The organism is Sinorhizobium sp. KGO-5 (genome assembly GCF_036245905.1).
GTDB lineage: Bacteria > Pseudomonadota > Alphaproteobacteria > Rhizobiales > Rhizobiaceae > Sinorhizobium > Sinorhizobium meliloti_A.
Genome location: NZ_BDIZ01000008.1, coordinates 56,122 through 69,171, shown reverse-complemented (window position 1 = coordinate 69,171; position 13,050 = coordinate 56,122). Strand labels below are relative to the sequence as shown.

Sequence of the window (13,050 nt, the reverse complement as noted above, 5' to 3'; positions counted from 1 at the left end):
GCTTATCCTTTCACGGCGCCGGACATCAGTCCGCGGACGAAATAGCGGCCGGACACGATGTAGACGATGAGCGTTGGCAGGGCGGCGAGGATCGCGCCCGCGAAGTGGACATTGTATTCCTTGACCCCCGTGGACGAGCTCACGAGATTGTTGAGAGCCACCGTCATCGGCGTCGAATACGGCCCGGAGAACGAGGCCCCGAACAGGAAGTCGTTCCAGATATTGGTGAACTGCCAGATGACCGAGACGACGATGATCGGCCCTGACGATGGCAGCAATATCCGCCGGAAGATCTGGAAGAAGCTGGCGCCGTCGATCTGTGCCGCACGCACCAGCTCGGTCGGGAAGGCCTCGTAGTAGTTGCGGAAATAGAGCGTCGTGAAGCCGATACCGTAGACCACATGCACCAGGATCAGACCCCAGATTGAACCGGCGATGCCAATAATGCCGAGAATGCGCGCCATCGGGATCAGCACGATCTGGAAGGGAATGAAGCACGAGAGAAGCAGCATGCCGAAGAAGATGTTCGCCCCGGGGAAGCGCCATTTCGTCAGCACGTAGCCGTTGAGCGCGCCGATGATCGTGGAAATCGCCACGGCCGGGACGACCATCAGGATCGAATTGATGAAGAAAGGCCGGAGGCCGGTGGGCTGCACGCCGATCTGGGCGGTCGACCAGGCCGAAAGCCACGGTTCGACGGTCCAGGTCCGAGGCAGGTTCAACATGCCGCCCTGCCGGATCTCATCCAGCGGCTTCAGGGAATTCACCAGCATCACATAGAGCGGCAGCAGCGAATAGAGTGCGAAGAGGATCAGCGCCGAATAGATCAGAGCGCGCGTCAGCCGGTTGTGCGAGATGACGTTTTCGGAATTGGGAGCGCCCATCAGCGTTTTCCTCCCCGGACTTCGGAATAGAGATAGGGAACGATGATCGAGAAGATCATCACCAGCATCACGATCGCCGACGAGGCGCCGATCGCCATCTGGTTTCGGGTGAAGGTGTAAGAATACATGAAGGTCGCCGGCAGCTCGGTCGCCTGCCCCGGCCCGCCGCCCGTCAATGCGATGATCAGATCGTAGGCCTTGATGGCAAGGTGGGCGAGTACGACAAAGGCCGAAAGGAAGACCGGCCGCATCAGGGGAATGATGATCCGCCGATAGATGGTTGGGGTCGTCGCCCCGTCGATCTGGGCGGCTTTGATGATCTCGTTGTCGACGCCGCGCAGGCCCGCCAGGAACATCGCCATGATGAAGCCGGTCGACTGCCAGACGGCCGCGATGACGACGCAGTAGATGGCGTAGTTGCGGTCCTTGATCCAATTGAACGAGAAGCTTTCCCAGCCCCAGAGATGCATGGTGTTCTCAAGCCCGATACCGGGATCGAGGAACCACTTCCACGCGGTGCCGGTGACGATGAAGGAAAGCGCCATCGGATAGAGATAGATCGGACGGAGGAAACCTTCGGCGCGGATCTTCTGGTCGAGCAGGATCGCCAGCCCGAGACCCAGCACCGAGCAGACGACGATATAGAGCGTCGCGAAGATCGCCAGATTGCTGACCGCGCGCCACCAGTGCGGCAGGGCCCATAACCGGCTGTAATTGCTCAAACCCACGAAATTGTAGGACGGCAGCATCTTACTGTCCGTCATCGACAGGAAGCCCGTATAGGCTATGAAGCCGTAGACGAACACCAGAACTATGAGAAAGCTGGGGGCGAGCACGAGCTTTGGCAAAAGCTCCTGCAGCCGGTTGCGGCTATCCATGTTTGCTACCACCGTATGTTTCGTTCGTGGAGGGGATTGCCCCTCACCCTAGCCCTCTCTCCGCATGCGGGGAGAGGGGACTGAGGCGTAGCGGCTCAAGCCCTCATCTCAAGGCGAGAGGACGCCGGAGCTCACCGCTTGTCCCTTCTCCCCGCACGCGGGGAGAAGGTCGCGGCAGCGGGATGAGGGGCTTTTCCCCTCCTCGGTGCCTCTACTTCGCAGCCTCGACCGCCGCCACGAGTTCCGTCACCGCCTCTTCCGAGTCGAGTTCGCCGTTGAACTGGCGTGTGACCACGTCGTAGATCGCGTTCTTGACGGCAGCCGGATTGGCATGGCCGTGGGCCATGGAGCCGAAGAGCGTGCCGTTGGTATTTGCTTCCGCGAGGTCCTTGATGCCCTTCTTGCCGCAGGCGTCGAAATCGGTATCCGGAACGTCGGTGCGGGCGGGAACGGAACCCTTGACGACGTTGAAGGCCGACTGGAAGGCCGGGCTCTCGATTGCCGAGGCCATCTGCAGCTGTGCCGGAACCTTGTCTTCCGAAACCTTGAACATCGCGAACTGGTCGGAATTGAAGGTGACCGAACCTTGCGTTCCGGGGAAGCGCATGCAGACAAAATCGGTGCCGGGCACCTTCTTCGCCTTCAGGAACTCGCCCTTCGCCCAGTCACCCATGAACTGCAGGCCGGCCTTGTTCTCGATGACCATCGCCGAGGCGAGGTTCCAGTCGCGGCCGGAGAAGTTGTCGTCCACATAGGAGCGCAGCTTCGTCATGCGGTCGAAGGCTTCCTTCATCTTGTCGCCGCCGAGCGCCGCCGGATCGAGATCGATGAAAGCCTGCTTGTAGAAGTCGTTGCCCAGCGAAAGAACGACGGCGTCGAAGATCGTCGCGTCCTGCCAGGGCTGGCCGCCATGGGCGACCGGCGTGATGCCCTGCTCCTTGAACTTGTCGAGCAGTGCGATCAGCTCTTCCCAGGTGGTCGGTTCCTTGCCGCCGGCCTTGTCGAGGGCGGCCTTGTTGATCCAGACCCAGTTGGTCGAATGGACGTTGACCGGCGCGGCGATCCAGTGTCCGTCATATTTCGAGAACTGCTGCAGTGCCGCCGGAATGACCTTGTCCCAGCCCTCCTTGGAGGCGACCTCGTCCAGGTTGCCCAGCGCGCCTTCCTTGGCCCAGTCGAGAATGTCGAAGCCGAGCATCTGCACGGCCGTCGGCGCGTTGCCCGCGGTGACGCGGGCACGAAGCACCGTCATCGCTTCGGTGCCGCCGCCGCCGGCGACCGGCATGTCGGTCCAGCTGATGCCCTTGCTCTCCAGGTCCTTCTTGAGGACGTCGAGGGCCGCGGCTTCGCCGCCGGACGTCCACCAGTGCAGTACTTCCACATTCTCGGCTGCACGCGCAGCTGTCGCCGCCAACATCAGTGCTGCAACAGCAGTCGTCGTCATGAACTTGCGCATCGTTATCCTCCCGTTTGCAAGTTTCCGAAGCGGAACCTCCTCCGCTCTTTTCCGGTGCCGCCCGGTTCCCGCGGACGGCTGGCCTGCGACTGACGTCACCCGGCCAATTCAAGACGTTACACCCTTTCGGCGATTACGAAACCTCGCCCCTTCCCTTCTTCAGCGCGGCATCCACCAGTTGCTGCGCTGGCCGATATGCATGTTGAGCGTCTTCGTCTCCGTATAGTCCTCGACCGCATGGCGGCCGAGCTCGCGGCCGAGCCCGGATTGCCGGTAGCCGCCGAAAGGCAGCTCCGATGCGCCATCCATGAAGGTGTTCATCCAGACCGTGCCGGCGCGTACGCGCCGCCCGATCGTCAGGCAGGTGTCGAAGTCGCGGCTCCAGACCCCGGCGGAAAGCCCGTAATCGATCGAATTGGCGATCCGGATCGCCTCTTCCGTCTTCTCGAAAGTCAGAACGGAGAGAACCGGCCCGAAGACTTCCTCCCGGGCCACGGCCATTTCGGGCCGAACGGCCGACAGAATGGTCGGGGCCATGAACTGTCCCATCCCGAGATCGAGCGTGGTGCCGCCATGGGCTATTCTCGCGCCTTCGTTCGACGCCGAAGAAACATAGCCGGCAATCTTTTGCAGATGCTGCGGCGTGATGATCGCGCCGACCTGCGTTTCAGGGTCGAGCGGATCTCCGACCTTGACCTTGGCCGAGAGGCTGGCGATGCGCGCCGTCACCTCCTCGGCGATATCGCGATGCAGGATCAGCCGCGAGCCGGCATTGCAGCATTCGCCGGCATTGAAATAGGCGCCGAAGACGGCCGCATCGATGAATTCGTCCAGGTTTGCGTCCGGAAAGACGATCTGCGGATTCTTGCCCCCGAGTTCCAGCGAGACCTTCTTCAAGGTCTGCGCCGCATTGGCCATGGTCAGTCGGCCGATTCCGGTCGAGCCGGTAAAGGAGACCATGTCGACATGCGGGTGGGTGGTGAGCGGCGCGCCGGCCTCCGGCCCCGTGCCGACGATGATGTTCACGACGCCCTGGGGCACGCCGGCCGCTTGCAGGATTTCGCCGAGAACCAGCGTCGAGGCCGAGGTGAGTTCGGAGGGCTTCACCACCGTCGTGCAGCCGGCGGCAAGGGCGAAGGGAAGCTTCTGACTGACGATCAGGAAAGGGAAGTTCCACGGCGTGATGATCGATACGACGCCGATCGGCTCGCGCAGCACGACGCCGAGCGTACCCTCCCCGAGCGTGTTGTAGCTTTCGCCCGAGAGTTCGCGGGCAAGTGCTGCCGCATAGCGCCAGATGTCGGCGGCGCCCGCCAATTCGCCCTTCGCCTGGCTGATCGGCTTGCCGGATTCGACCGCATCGAGAAAAGCGAGCTCATCCGCGCGCGCGGCAATCATGTCGGCGGCCCTGAGCAGGATCAGCGACCGTTCCGATGCGGTCATGCGCGGCCACGGACCCTCGTCGAAGGCGCGCCGTGCGGCGGCGATCGCCCGTTCGGCATCCGCTTTCGCCGCCGCCTGATAGCGGCTGACGACGACGCCGTGACCCGGCGCCACGCGCTCGATCTTGCGGCCCTCGGCGCCATCCACCCACTGACCGTCGATCAGCATCCGGAATTCGCGGACCTCGTAATCGCCGAGCGCCTTCGGCCTCACCACCGCCGTCATCACCATTCTCCCTTGAAGCGAGCTTCACGCTTTTCACTGAAGGCGGCTACGCCTTCCTTGAGATCGCCGGTCTTGGCGACGAGGATCGATCCCAACGCTTCCACCGCCGCGCCCTTGTCTTCGCCGCTGGCCGAGGCGATCATCAGCTTCGATATTTCGAGCGCCGGCGGCCCGCGGCCGGCGACCCGCGCAGCGTAGTCGCGCGCCGCCTGCATGACCGCGCCGGTCTCGACCACTGCGTCGATAAGCCCCTCGGCCTTGGCTTCCGCCGCCGAGAACATCTCGCCGCCGAGCACCATGCGGCGAACGATCTGCGCGCCGAAGCGCGCGACCAGGCGCTGCGTGCCTGACCAGCCCGGAACCATGCCGAGGCTCGTCTCCGGCAGGCCGATCTTCACCTGTTTCTCGGCCAGACGTATATCCGCCGCCGCCGCAAGCTCTAGACCGCCGCCAAGCGCATGGCCGTTGAGTGCCGCGATCACCGGCATGCGCAGCGTGGCGAGCCGTTCGAAAACGCGGTGGCCGAAACGCACCCAGTCATGGCCGAAGGCGGCTGGCTCCATGCCGCCCCACGCCTTGATGTCGCCGCCGGCGGAAAAGGCCTTGCCCTCGCCGGTAAGGATCAGGACGCGCACGTCGCGCTTCGCCTCGGCCGTATCGCAGGCCGCGTCTAGCGCCTTCAGCATGCCGATGTCGAAGGCGTTGAGCTTTTCCGGCCGCGCGACCGTCATGATCGCTATGGGACCGTCCAAATCGATGCGGATGCGTTCGTCAGCCATCGTCGCCTCCCGTGAGCCGGCGCGGCGCCTTGGCGGGCAGCGTCAGGCCGATCGGCCCCTCGCCGAACAGCGCCGGATCCATCGGCTTCAGCGCGTCGGAGACGATCAGCGGAAACTCCGACTGAGCAAGGATATCCGTTTCGAGATCGACGCCCGGGGCGATTTCGGTGAGCACCACGCCTTCCGGGGTCAGTTTCATCACGCAGCGCTCGGTGACATAGGTGATGTCCTGCCCCTGCTCGGCGGCCCGGCGGCCGGAGAAAGTGACGTGCTCGACCGTGTTGACGAGCTTCTTGAGCTTGCCTTCCTTCTCGATCACGAGCCGCCCGTCGGCGACCGCCAGCTTCGCACCCGCATTGAACATGCCGGAGAAGACGATCTTCTTCGCCCGCGCGGTGATGTCGACGAAACCCCCCGCCCCCGCCGTTACATGCGGGCGGAAGCTGAGCTTCGAGACGTTGACGGAGCCGGTGCGGTCGATCTCCAGGAAGGAGAGCAGAGAAGCATCGAAGCCTGCGCCCTGGAAATAGGTGAACTGGTATGGCGACGGCATGAAGGCGTCCGCATTCGAGGCGCAGCCGAAGGCGAAATCGAGGAGCGGCACGCCGCCGACGGCGCCCTGTTCGATGACCCAGGTCACTGCGCCGTGCAGACCCTCTTCGATGAGGATGCGCGGGACGTTCGCGGAAATGCCGAAACCGAGATTGACCGCACTGCCCGCCTCGAGCTCCTTGGCGACGCGGCGCGCGATCACTTTCTGGATATTGAATTCCGGCAGTCGGAAGCTGTCGAGCGGACGGAATATCTCGCCGGAAATGGCGGGGTCGTAGAGCGTCTGCGTCGTCTGCTTCTGTTCGGGGTCCACGACGACATAGTCGACCAGAACGCCCGGTACACGCACATCATGGGGCTTCAGCGAGCCTTCTTTGGCAAGGCGTTTCACCTGGGCGATGACGATGCCGCCATTGTTGCGGGCGGCAAGCGCCTGGTCGAGGCCGCCTAGATAGGCGCCCTCGTGCTCATAGGTGAGATTGCCGCGTTCGTCGGCGGTCGTGGCGCGGATGATCGCCACCTGAGGCGCGATCGCCTTGAAATAAAGCCAGTCCTCTCCCTCGAAGGAGATCTTCTTCACCACCGGTTCGGCGGCGGCTGACGCATTCATGGCGCAGCCTTCGCGCGAGGGGTCTACGAAGGTGTCGAGCCCCACCGTGGTCATGACGCCTGGGCGCTTGGCCGCCGCCTCGCGATGCATGTCGAAGAGAATGCCCGAGGGGATATTATAGGCGGCCACCTCGTTCGCGCCGATCATCTGCCAGATCAGCGGCGGTTCGGCGCTCGACGGGCCTGAGGGATAGGAGCCGCCGATGATCTTTTTCAGGAGGCCCTTCCTGGCGATATGATCCACACCCTTGATGCCGCTCATGTCGCCGGCGGCGATCGGATGCAGCGTCGTCAGATCGCGCGGGTGTCCGGTCGCCTCGAAGCGCTCGCCGATCGCCTTCAGCATCAGGTCCGGGCAGCCAAGCCCGCTGGAGGAGGAGACCGAAACGATTGCGCCGTCCGGAATCAAGCCGGCAGCTTCCGCAAGCGAAATATGTTTGCCCGTCATGCGCATCAAAGTCCCGTTTCGATCTCGACGGCACCGCCGGTAGCCGCCGCCTTTACCACCGCAAGCCCGGTGGCGAGCGACCAGACGCCATCCTCGCCGCTCGCCGACGGACGGCCATTGCCCCCGATCGCGGAATGGAATGCCTCGAGCGCCGTCTCGTAGAGATTGCGGTGGTCGAGCGGCAATTCGCTCTCGCCCTCTTCATTGCGCAGCACGACCGTGCCGACAGGGCGCTGCGTCATCACGTTGCGACCGATCAGCGATCCCGCGGTTCCGTGAACTTCGAGACCCGTCTCGGCAAATTTCGTGGTGAAGGCATCATGAAACTGGGCGATGACGCCGGAGCGGAAGCGGAGCACGCCCATGACCCCGTCCTCGAGTCCTTCCTTGCCCATGCCGGCGCTGTGACTGATCGCGACGGCCTCGATCGGGTCGTCGTTCAGAACGAAGCGCAGCGTGTCGGCGTCGTGCACGGTGATATCGAGAATGACGCCGCCGCCCGCCTCCGGCCTGTCGAGCCGCCAGCCCTGGAGGTGCGGCGGCAGATAGACGGCATGGAAGACCCGTGCCGCGATCGGCCGGCCGATCCGGCCCGCGGAGATCGCTTCCCGCATGGCCCGATGGGTGGCGGCGTTGCGCAAGTGATGATTGGTGCCGAGCACGACGCCGGCCTCGCAGGCCTTGAGCACCATTTCACAGCCGTCATTGAGATTCATCGCCAGCGGCTTCTCGCAGAGAACGTGCTTGCCGGCGCGGATCGCCGCGAGCGCCTGATCGTGGTGAAGCTCGTTCGTCGTGGAGATGTAGACGGCGTCCACGTCGGGATCGCCGACGAGATCGTCGACGCTCGTGACAGCCTTTACGATCCCGTTCTCGGCGGCATAGGCCTCTCCTCGTTCCGCGCTCGAACTCATCACCGAGACGACGTCGCCGCCTGCGGCGCGGATGGCGCCGATCACCCATTCGCGCGCGATCGTGCTCGCGCCGATCAGTCCCCAGCGAATCATGACGAAATCTCCTTCACTCTGCGTCCGACGGCAGCACCGCAGCTCTGACGAATGGCGAGCCGGACCGGGCTGACGATCGCTTCCGGCTCGACACGGCCGCTATTGATCTGTTTCAAGAGCAATTCCGCCGCACGCTCGCCCATGCCATGCGGATCGACCGAGACCGTGGTCAGCGCCGGCACCGCGGTCTTGGCCTCGATCACGTCATCGAAACCGATCACCGCGAAATCCTCGCCGGGCTCCAGCCGGCGCGCACGCAGCCCGTCGCAGACGCCGAAGGCGACGGCATCGTTGAAGCAGAGGGCCGCGGTCGGCCGCTCCTTCAGCATCATCGCCTGCTCGATCGCCGTCACCCCACCGGCGCGCGAGGGCGCCGAACCGATGACCAGGTCGTCTGAGACCTGGAGGCCGGCCTCCCGAAGGGCATCGCCATAGCCGCGCATGCGCGCTTCGAAGACCGCGGTATCGGCGAAGCCTCCGAGGAAGGCGACGCGGCGATGGCCACGCTCGACCAGATGGCGCACGGCGGCAACGGCGCCGGCATGATTGTCCGAAGTCAAAGAGGATACACCGGCGCCGGCAATGTCGCGCACGACGAGCACGACCGGAATGCCGGCGGCAACGAGCGGCGCGAGATCCGCGGCTTCCGTTCCGCGCGCCGGGGATATGATGAGCCCCGACACCCCGTGCTCGCGCATCGAGGCGATGACCTCGCGCTGGCGGTCGAGCTTCTCGCTCGTATTGGCGAGGAACTGCACGAAACCGGCGGCCTGCACGACCTCATCGACGCCGACCGCGAGCTCCGCAAAGAAGCTGTTCGTGAGATCGTTGACGACGATGCCGATGATCTTCGATCTCGCCTGGCGCAGATTGGCGGCGCTGCGATTATACACGTAGCCGAGCTCACGGATCACTGCATTGACTTTAGCCCTCGTCGATTCGTTGACGAGCGGACTTGCCTGCAGGACGAGCGACACGGTCGACTTCGACACGCCGGCGGCGCGCGCGATGTCGACAACCGTCACCCGCTCCTTCCCCATGAACATCCTCCCCGAAATTTCATCTCTCTCGTCCTTAATAATTGGAACGTTCCAATTTCGTCAAGAGGCTCCTGTTCACATTTTTGCCGGCGCCTTGGCAACGCATGGCACTGTATTTCTCCCCGTAAGCGGCTGTTATAGCTAATTCGAGAGGATTACCTCATTCCGGACTCCACAGGGGAGCGCTGCTGCTGCGAGGAGAGAGTTTGATTTTCGTCTTGAAATTTGGAACGGTCTAAATTATTCGATGCGATGAGGTAGAGGAGGACATAAGCCGATGACCAGCGTTTTTCTGCCGCGCCAGGACGGTTCGCTCGAAGAGTACCGGCTTCGGGGCGAACCGATCACCCGACCCGGAGCGGCCCCGACCTTCAACCGCATCGCCTATGCGGCCGCGCATGTCGTTTCCGATCCGCTTCGCGACAGCGACCCTTGGGGCAATCCGGCAATCGACTGGGAAGCGACGATGGTCTTCCGCCATCACCTGTGGGGGCTCGGCTTCCGGATCGCCGAGGCGATGGATACGGCGCAACGCGGCATGGGACTTACATGGGCGGCGGCGCAGGAACTGATCCGTCGCTCGCTCGCTGAAGCGCGAAGCGTCCCGGGCGCCGATCTCGCCTGCGGCGCCGGCACCGACCACCTTTCGCCGGCCGACGCGCGCTCGATTGACGATGTCATCGCGGCCTACGAGGAGCAGGTCGGCTTCGTCGAAGCCGAGGGCGGCCGGGCGATCATGATGGCGAGCCGGGCGCTCGCGCGCGTGGCGCGCTCCCCCGACGACTACCGGCGTGTCTACGGCCGCATCCTGTCCCAGACCAGGGACAAGGTCGTACTCCACTGGCTGGGCGACATGTTCGACCCGCAGCTCAAAGGCTATTGGGGCTCGGAAAACTTCGGGCAGGCGCTCGAAACCGTGCTGGCCATCATCGGCGAGAACAGCGCCAAGGTAGAGGGAATCAAGATTTCGCTGCTCGACAACGGCAAGGAATTGGCGCTGCGCAGCCGGCTCCCCGAGGGCGTGCTCTGCTTCACCGGCGACGATTTCAACTATGCGGAACTGATCGAGGGCGACGGCAAGAAGTACAGCCACGCACTGCTCGGCATCTTCGACGCCGTCGCGCCGTCGGCCTCGAAGGCGCTCGCGGCCCTCGCCGAGGGCGATCTTGCGACCTTTCGCGGCGTCATAGAGCCGACCGTGCCGCTCTCGCGCAAGATCTTCGAGGCGCCGACGCAATACTACAAGGCCGGCGTCGTCTTCCTGGCCTGGCTGAACGGCCACCAACGGCATTTCACCCTGCCGGCCGGCCTGCAATCGGCTCGCGGATTGCTCCACTATGCCGATATCTTCCGCCTGGCGGATCAGGCCAATGTGCTCGACAAGCCGGAGCTGGCTACTGAGCGGATGCACAATCTGCTGGCTGTGCTGGGGGTGGAGCAGGCGTAGATCTCACCTGTCTTCATCGGGCAGGTTATGCCCCCTCATCGCCTTCGCGACCTTCTCCCCGCAAGCGGGGCGAAGGGGCGACGGCGCGCGCGGTCCCCCTCCACACCACAGGCGTAGCCGCAATGAGATCGCCCGTGTGGCGCGTCCCCTCCCGCCGCTTGCGGGGAAAGGATCGGGGGCGATCACCCCCTATATTTTCAAAGACAAGACCCTAAGCCGCCAGCCCCTTCTTCGCCAGCATCGCATCCGGGCTCGGCAGCTTGCCGCGGAAGGCCTTGTAGGCGTCTTCCGGATCGACGGAGCCGCCGACCGAGTAGATATTGTCCTTCAGTCTGGCCGCCATCGCCGGGTCGAAAGGATCGCCGGTCTCCTCGAAGGCCGCGAATGCATCGGCGTCGAGCACCTCCGACCACATGTAGGAGTAGTAGCCGGCCGAATAGCCGTCGCCGGAGAAGACGTGAAGAAAATGCGGGCTGCGGTGGCGCATGACGATCGACTGCGGCAGGCCGATCTTCTCGAGCGTCGCCGCTTCGAGCGCCATCGGATCGCCGACCTCTTCCGCCGTGTGATAGGCCATGTCGACGAGCGCCGAGGCGGTGAACTCGACCGTCGCGAAACCGGAATTGAACGTCCGCGCCGCCAGCACCTTGTCGAGCAGCGCCTGCGGCATCGGCTCGCCGGTCCTGTAGTGCACCGCATATTTCCTGAGAATGTCCGACACCGTCAGCCAATGCTCGTAAAGCTGCGAGGGCAGCTCCACGAAATCGCGCGCGACGCCGGTACCCGAAACCGAGGGATAGGTGACATTGGAAAGCATGCCGTGCAGCGCATGGCCGAATTCGTGGAAGAGCGTGCGGGCGTCGTCGATCGAGAGGAGCGCCGGCTTGCCCTCGGCGGGCTTGGCGAAGTTGCAGACATTGTACACGATCGGGATTTCGCCAATTGCGCCGTTCTCGAGCTTCAGCCTGTGCTGCGACTGAAAGGAGCTCATCCATGCGCCGGAGCGTTTCGAGGAGCGCGCGAAATAATCACCGAGGAAAAGGGCCGTGAGCCTGCCTGAGGCGTCGCGTATCTCGAAGACGCGGACGTCCGGGTGATAAGCGGGAACGCCATTCTTCTCGGTTGCGGTGATGCCGAAGAGGCGGCCGGCGACGGCGAAGCAGGCGTCGATGATCTTCTCCAGCTGCAGATAGGGCTTCAGTTCGCTTTCCGAAAAGCTGAATTTCCGGGCCCTGAATTTTTCCGCATAGTGTCGCCAGTCCCAAGGCATGACCTCGTGGTTGCGGCCCTCTTCGGCAATGAGCGTGGCGAGTTCCGCCTCCTCTTCCCGGGCCCGCGCCACCGCCTTTTCCCATACCTGCATCAGCAGGCCGTTCACGGCTTCAGGGGTCTTCGCCATGGTGTTGTCGAGCTTCAGCGCCGCATAATTCTCATAGCCGAGCAGTTTCGCCTTCTCCGCCCGGAGAGCGAGCGTTTCGGCGATGATGCCGCGATTGTCGGTCTCGCCGCCATTTTCGCCGCGCGCCGTCCAGGCCCTGAAAGCCTGTTCACGCAGTTCCCGTCTTTCGGAGAAGGTCAGGAACGGCTCGATGATCGAGCGCGACAGCGTGACCGCATATTTATCTTCCTCGCCGCGCTCGCGCGCGGCCGCCGCCATCGCATCTCTCAGGAAATCCGGAATCCCCGCCAGGTCCTCTTCGCTCGACAGGATGAGCGCCCAGTCCTTCTCGTCTGCGAGAACGTTCTGCCCGAACCTGGCGCCGAGGCCGGCGAGCTTCTCCTTGATCGCCGCGAGACGCTCCTGCTCGGGCTTGTCAAGCTTGGCGCCCGCTTTCACGAAGCTCTTCCAGTGCCGTTCCAGAACGCGCATGGCTTCGACATCGAGGCCGAGCTCTTCCCGTTTCTCCCAGAGTGCGTCGATGCGGCCGAAGAGTGCCGGGTTGGTGCCGATCTTCGAATAATGGCGCGACATTTTCGGTGCGATCTCGCGCTCCAGCGCCTGAATCACCTCGTTCGTATGGGCGCCCGCCTTGCTCCAGAAGAGAGCGGAGACGCGCGAAAGTTCATCGCCGGCGATTTCCAGCACGGCGACGGTGTTGTCGAAGGTGGGCTCCTCCGCATTGTTGGCAATGGCCTCGATCTCCGCCTCGTGACTCGCCAATGCCGCATCGAAGGCAGGCGCGAAATCCTCGTCCATGATCGCCTCGAACCGGGGCAGGCCCTCGTGTCCGGTCCAGTTGACGAGGGCGGGATTGAGCGAAGCGCTGTCGGTCATCAGGATT

General features: G+C 63.8%; 10 protein-coding genes. 1 reads left to right on the top strand and 9 read right to left on the bottom strand.

The features are described 5' to 3' along the window. Positions 1 to 2: 2 nt before the first annotated feature. The 8 genes from BHD07_RS25625 to BHD07_RS25590 form a co-directional block, all read right to left on the bottom strand. Positions 3 to 884, bottom strand: a complete 882-nt coding sequence (locus tag BHD07_RS25625; protein WP_338283678.1) for a carbohydrate ABC transporter permease — start codon at positions 882 to 884, stop codon at positions 3 to 5. Beyond that, complete coding sequence (locus BHD07_RS25620) at positions 884 to 1,762, bottom strand: carbohydrate ABC transporter permease (protein WP_018098730.1); 879 nt, start codon at positions 1,760 to 1,762, stop codon at positions 884 to 886. Before BHD07_RS25620 ends, BHD07_RS25625 begins: the two co-directional genes overlap by 1 nt. 211 nt (positions 1,763 to 1,973) lie before the next feature. Beyond that, positions 1,974 to 3,218, bottom strand: coding sequence for an ABC transporter substrate-binding protein (locus BHD07_RS25615; protein WP_018098729.1), 1,245 nt, complete (start codon positions 3,216 to 3,218; stop codon positions 1,974 to 1,976). A gap of 159 nt (positions 3,219 to 3,377) precedes the next feature. After that, the gene (locus tag BHD07_RS25610) at positions 3,378 to 4,886 is read right to left on the bottom strand and encodes an aldehyde dehydrogenase family protein (RefSeq protein ID WP_338283676.1); all 1,509 of its coding nucleotides are present in this window, start codon (positions 4,884 to 4,886) and stop codon (positions 3,378 to 3,380) included. Continuing rightward, positions 4,886 to 5,665 (bottom strand): enoyl-CoA hydratase/isomerase family protein, encoded by a 780-nt coding sequence (locus BHD07_RS25605; protein ID WP_338283674.1) that lies wholly within the window; start codon positions 5,663 to 5,665, stop codon positions 4,886 to 4,888. Before BHD07_RS25605 ends, BHD07_RS25610 begins: the two co-directional genes overlap by 1 nt. Then, a complete protein-coding gene (locus tag BHD07_RS25600) occupies positions 5,658 to 7,280 on the bottom strand; it encodes an acyl CoA:acetate/3-ketoacid CoA transferase (protein WP_338283672.1) in 1,623 nt (540 codons plus the stop codon). The genes BHD07_RS25605 and BHD07_RS25600 overlap by 8 nt, the downstream gene beginning before the upstream one ends. Next, on the bottom strand, positions 7,280 to 8,281 hold the full coding sequence (locus BHD07_RS25595; RefSeq protein WP_338283670.1) for a 1,5-anhydro-D-fructose reductase: 1,002 nt from the start codon (positions 8,279 to 8,281) through the stop codon (positions 7,280 to 7,282). Before BHD07_RS25595 ends, BHD07_RS25600 begins: the two co-directional genes overlap by 1 nt. Further along, positions 8,278 to 9,321 carry a LacI family DNA-binding transcriptional regulator gene (locus BHD07_RS25590; protein ID WP_338283669.1) on the bottom strand — a complete coding sequence of 348 codons (1,044 nt, stop codon included), beginning with the start codon at positions 9,319 to 9,321 and terminating at the stop codon, positions 8,278 to 8,280. The genes BHD07_RS25595 and BHD07_RS25590 overlap by 4 nt, the downstream gene beginning before the upstream one ends. 277 nt (positions 9,322 to 9,598) lie before the next feature. Here BHD07_RS25590 and BHD07_RS25585 point away from each other — a divergent pair, with 277 nt between their 5' ends. Next, positions 9,599 to 10,768 carry a dihydrodipicolinate synthase family protein gene (locus BHD07_RS25585; protein ID WP_338283667.1) on the top strand — a complete coding sequence of 390 codons (1,170 nt, stop codon included), beginning with the start codon at positions 9,599 to 9,601 and terminating at the stop codon, positions 10,766 to 10,768. 211 nt (positions 10,769 to 10,979) lie between these two features. Here BHD07_RS25585 and BHD07_RS25580 read toward each other — a convergent pair whose 3' ends face one another. Next, positions 10,980 to 13,043, bottom strand: a complete 2,064-nt coding sequence (locus tag BHD07_RS25580; RefSeq protein WP_338283665.1) for a M3 family metallopeptidase — start codon at positions 13,041 to 13,043, stop codon at positions 10,980 to 10,982. Positions 13,044 to 13,050: the final 7 nt, after the last annotated feature.

Excerpts from the sequence above, each read along its gene's own strand:
- BHD07_RS25625 (WP_338283678.1), bottom strand. The coding sequence starts at position 884 with ATGGGCGCTCCCAATTCCGAAAACGTCATCTCGCACAACCGGCTGACG.
- BHD07_RS25620 (WP_018098730.1), bottom strand. The coding sequence starts at position 1,762 with ATGGATAGCCGCAACCGGCTGCAGGAGCTTTTGCCAAAGCTCGTGCTC.
- BHD07_RS25615 (WP_018098729.1), bottom strand. The coding sequence starts at position 3,218 with ATGCGCAAGTTCATGACGACGACTGCTGTTGCAGCACTGATGTTGGCG.
- BHD07_RS25610 (WP_338283676.1), bottom strand. The coding sequence starts at position 4,886 with ATGACGGCGGTGGTGAGGCCGAAGGCGCTCGGCGATTACGAGGTCCGC.
- BHD07_RS25605 (WP_338283674.1), bottom strand. The coding sequence starts at position 5,665 with ATGGCTGACGAACGCATCCGCATCGATTTGGACGGTCCCATAGCGATC.
- BHD07_RS25600 (WP_338283672.1), bottom strand. The coding sequence starts at position 7,280 with ATGCGCATGACGGGCAAACATATTTCGCTTGCGGAAGCTGCCGGCTTG.
- BHD07_RS25595 (WP_338283670.1), bottom strand. The coding sequence starts at position 8,281 with ATGATTCGCTGGGGACTGATCGGCGCGAGCACGATCGCGCGCGAATGG.
- BHD07_RS25590 (WP_338283669.1), bottom strand. The coding sequence starts at position 9,321 with ATGGGGAAGGAGCGGGTGACGGTTGTCGACATCGCGCGCGCCGCCGGC.
- BHD07_RS25585 (WP_338283667.1), top strand. The coding sequence starts at position 9,599 with ATGACCAGCGTTTTTCTGCCGCGCCAGGACGGTTCGCTCGAAGAGTAC.
- BHD07_RS25580 (WP_338283665.1), bottom strand. The coding sequence starts at position 13,043 with ATGACCGACAGCGCTTCGCTCAATCCCGCCCTCGTCAACTGGACCGGA.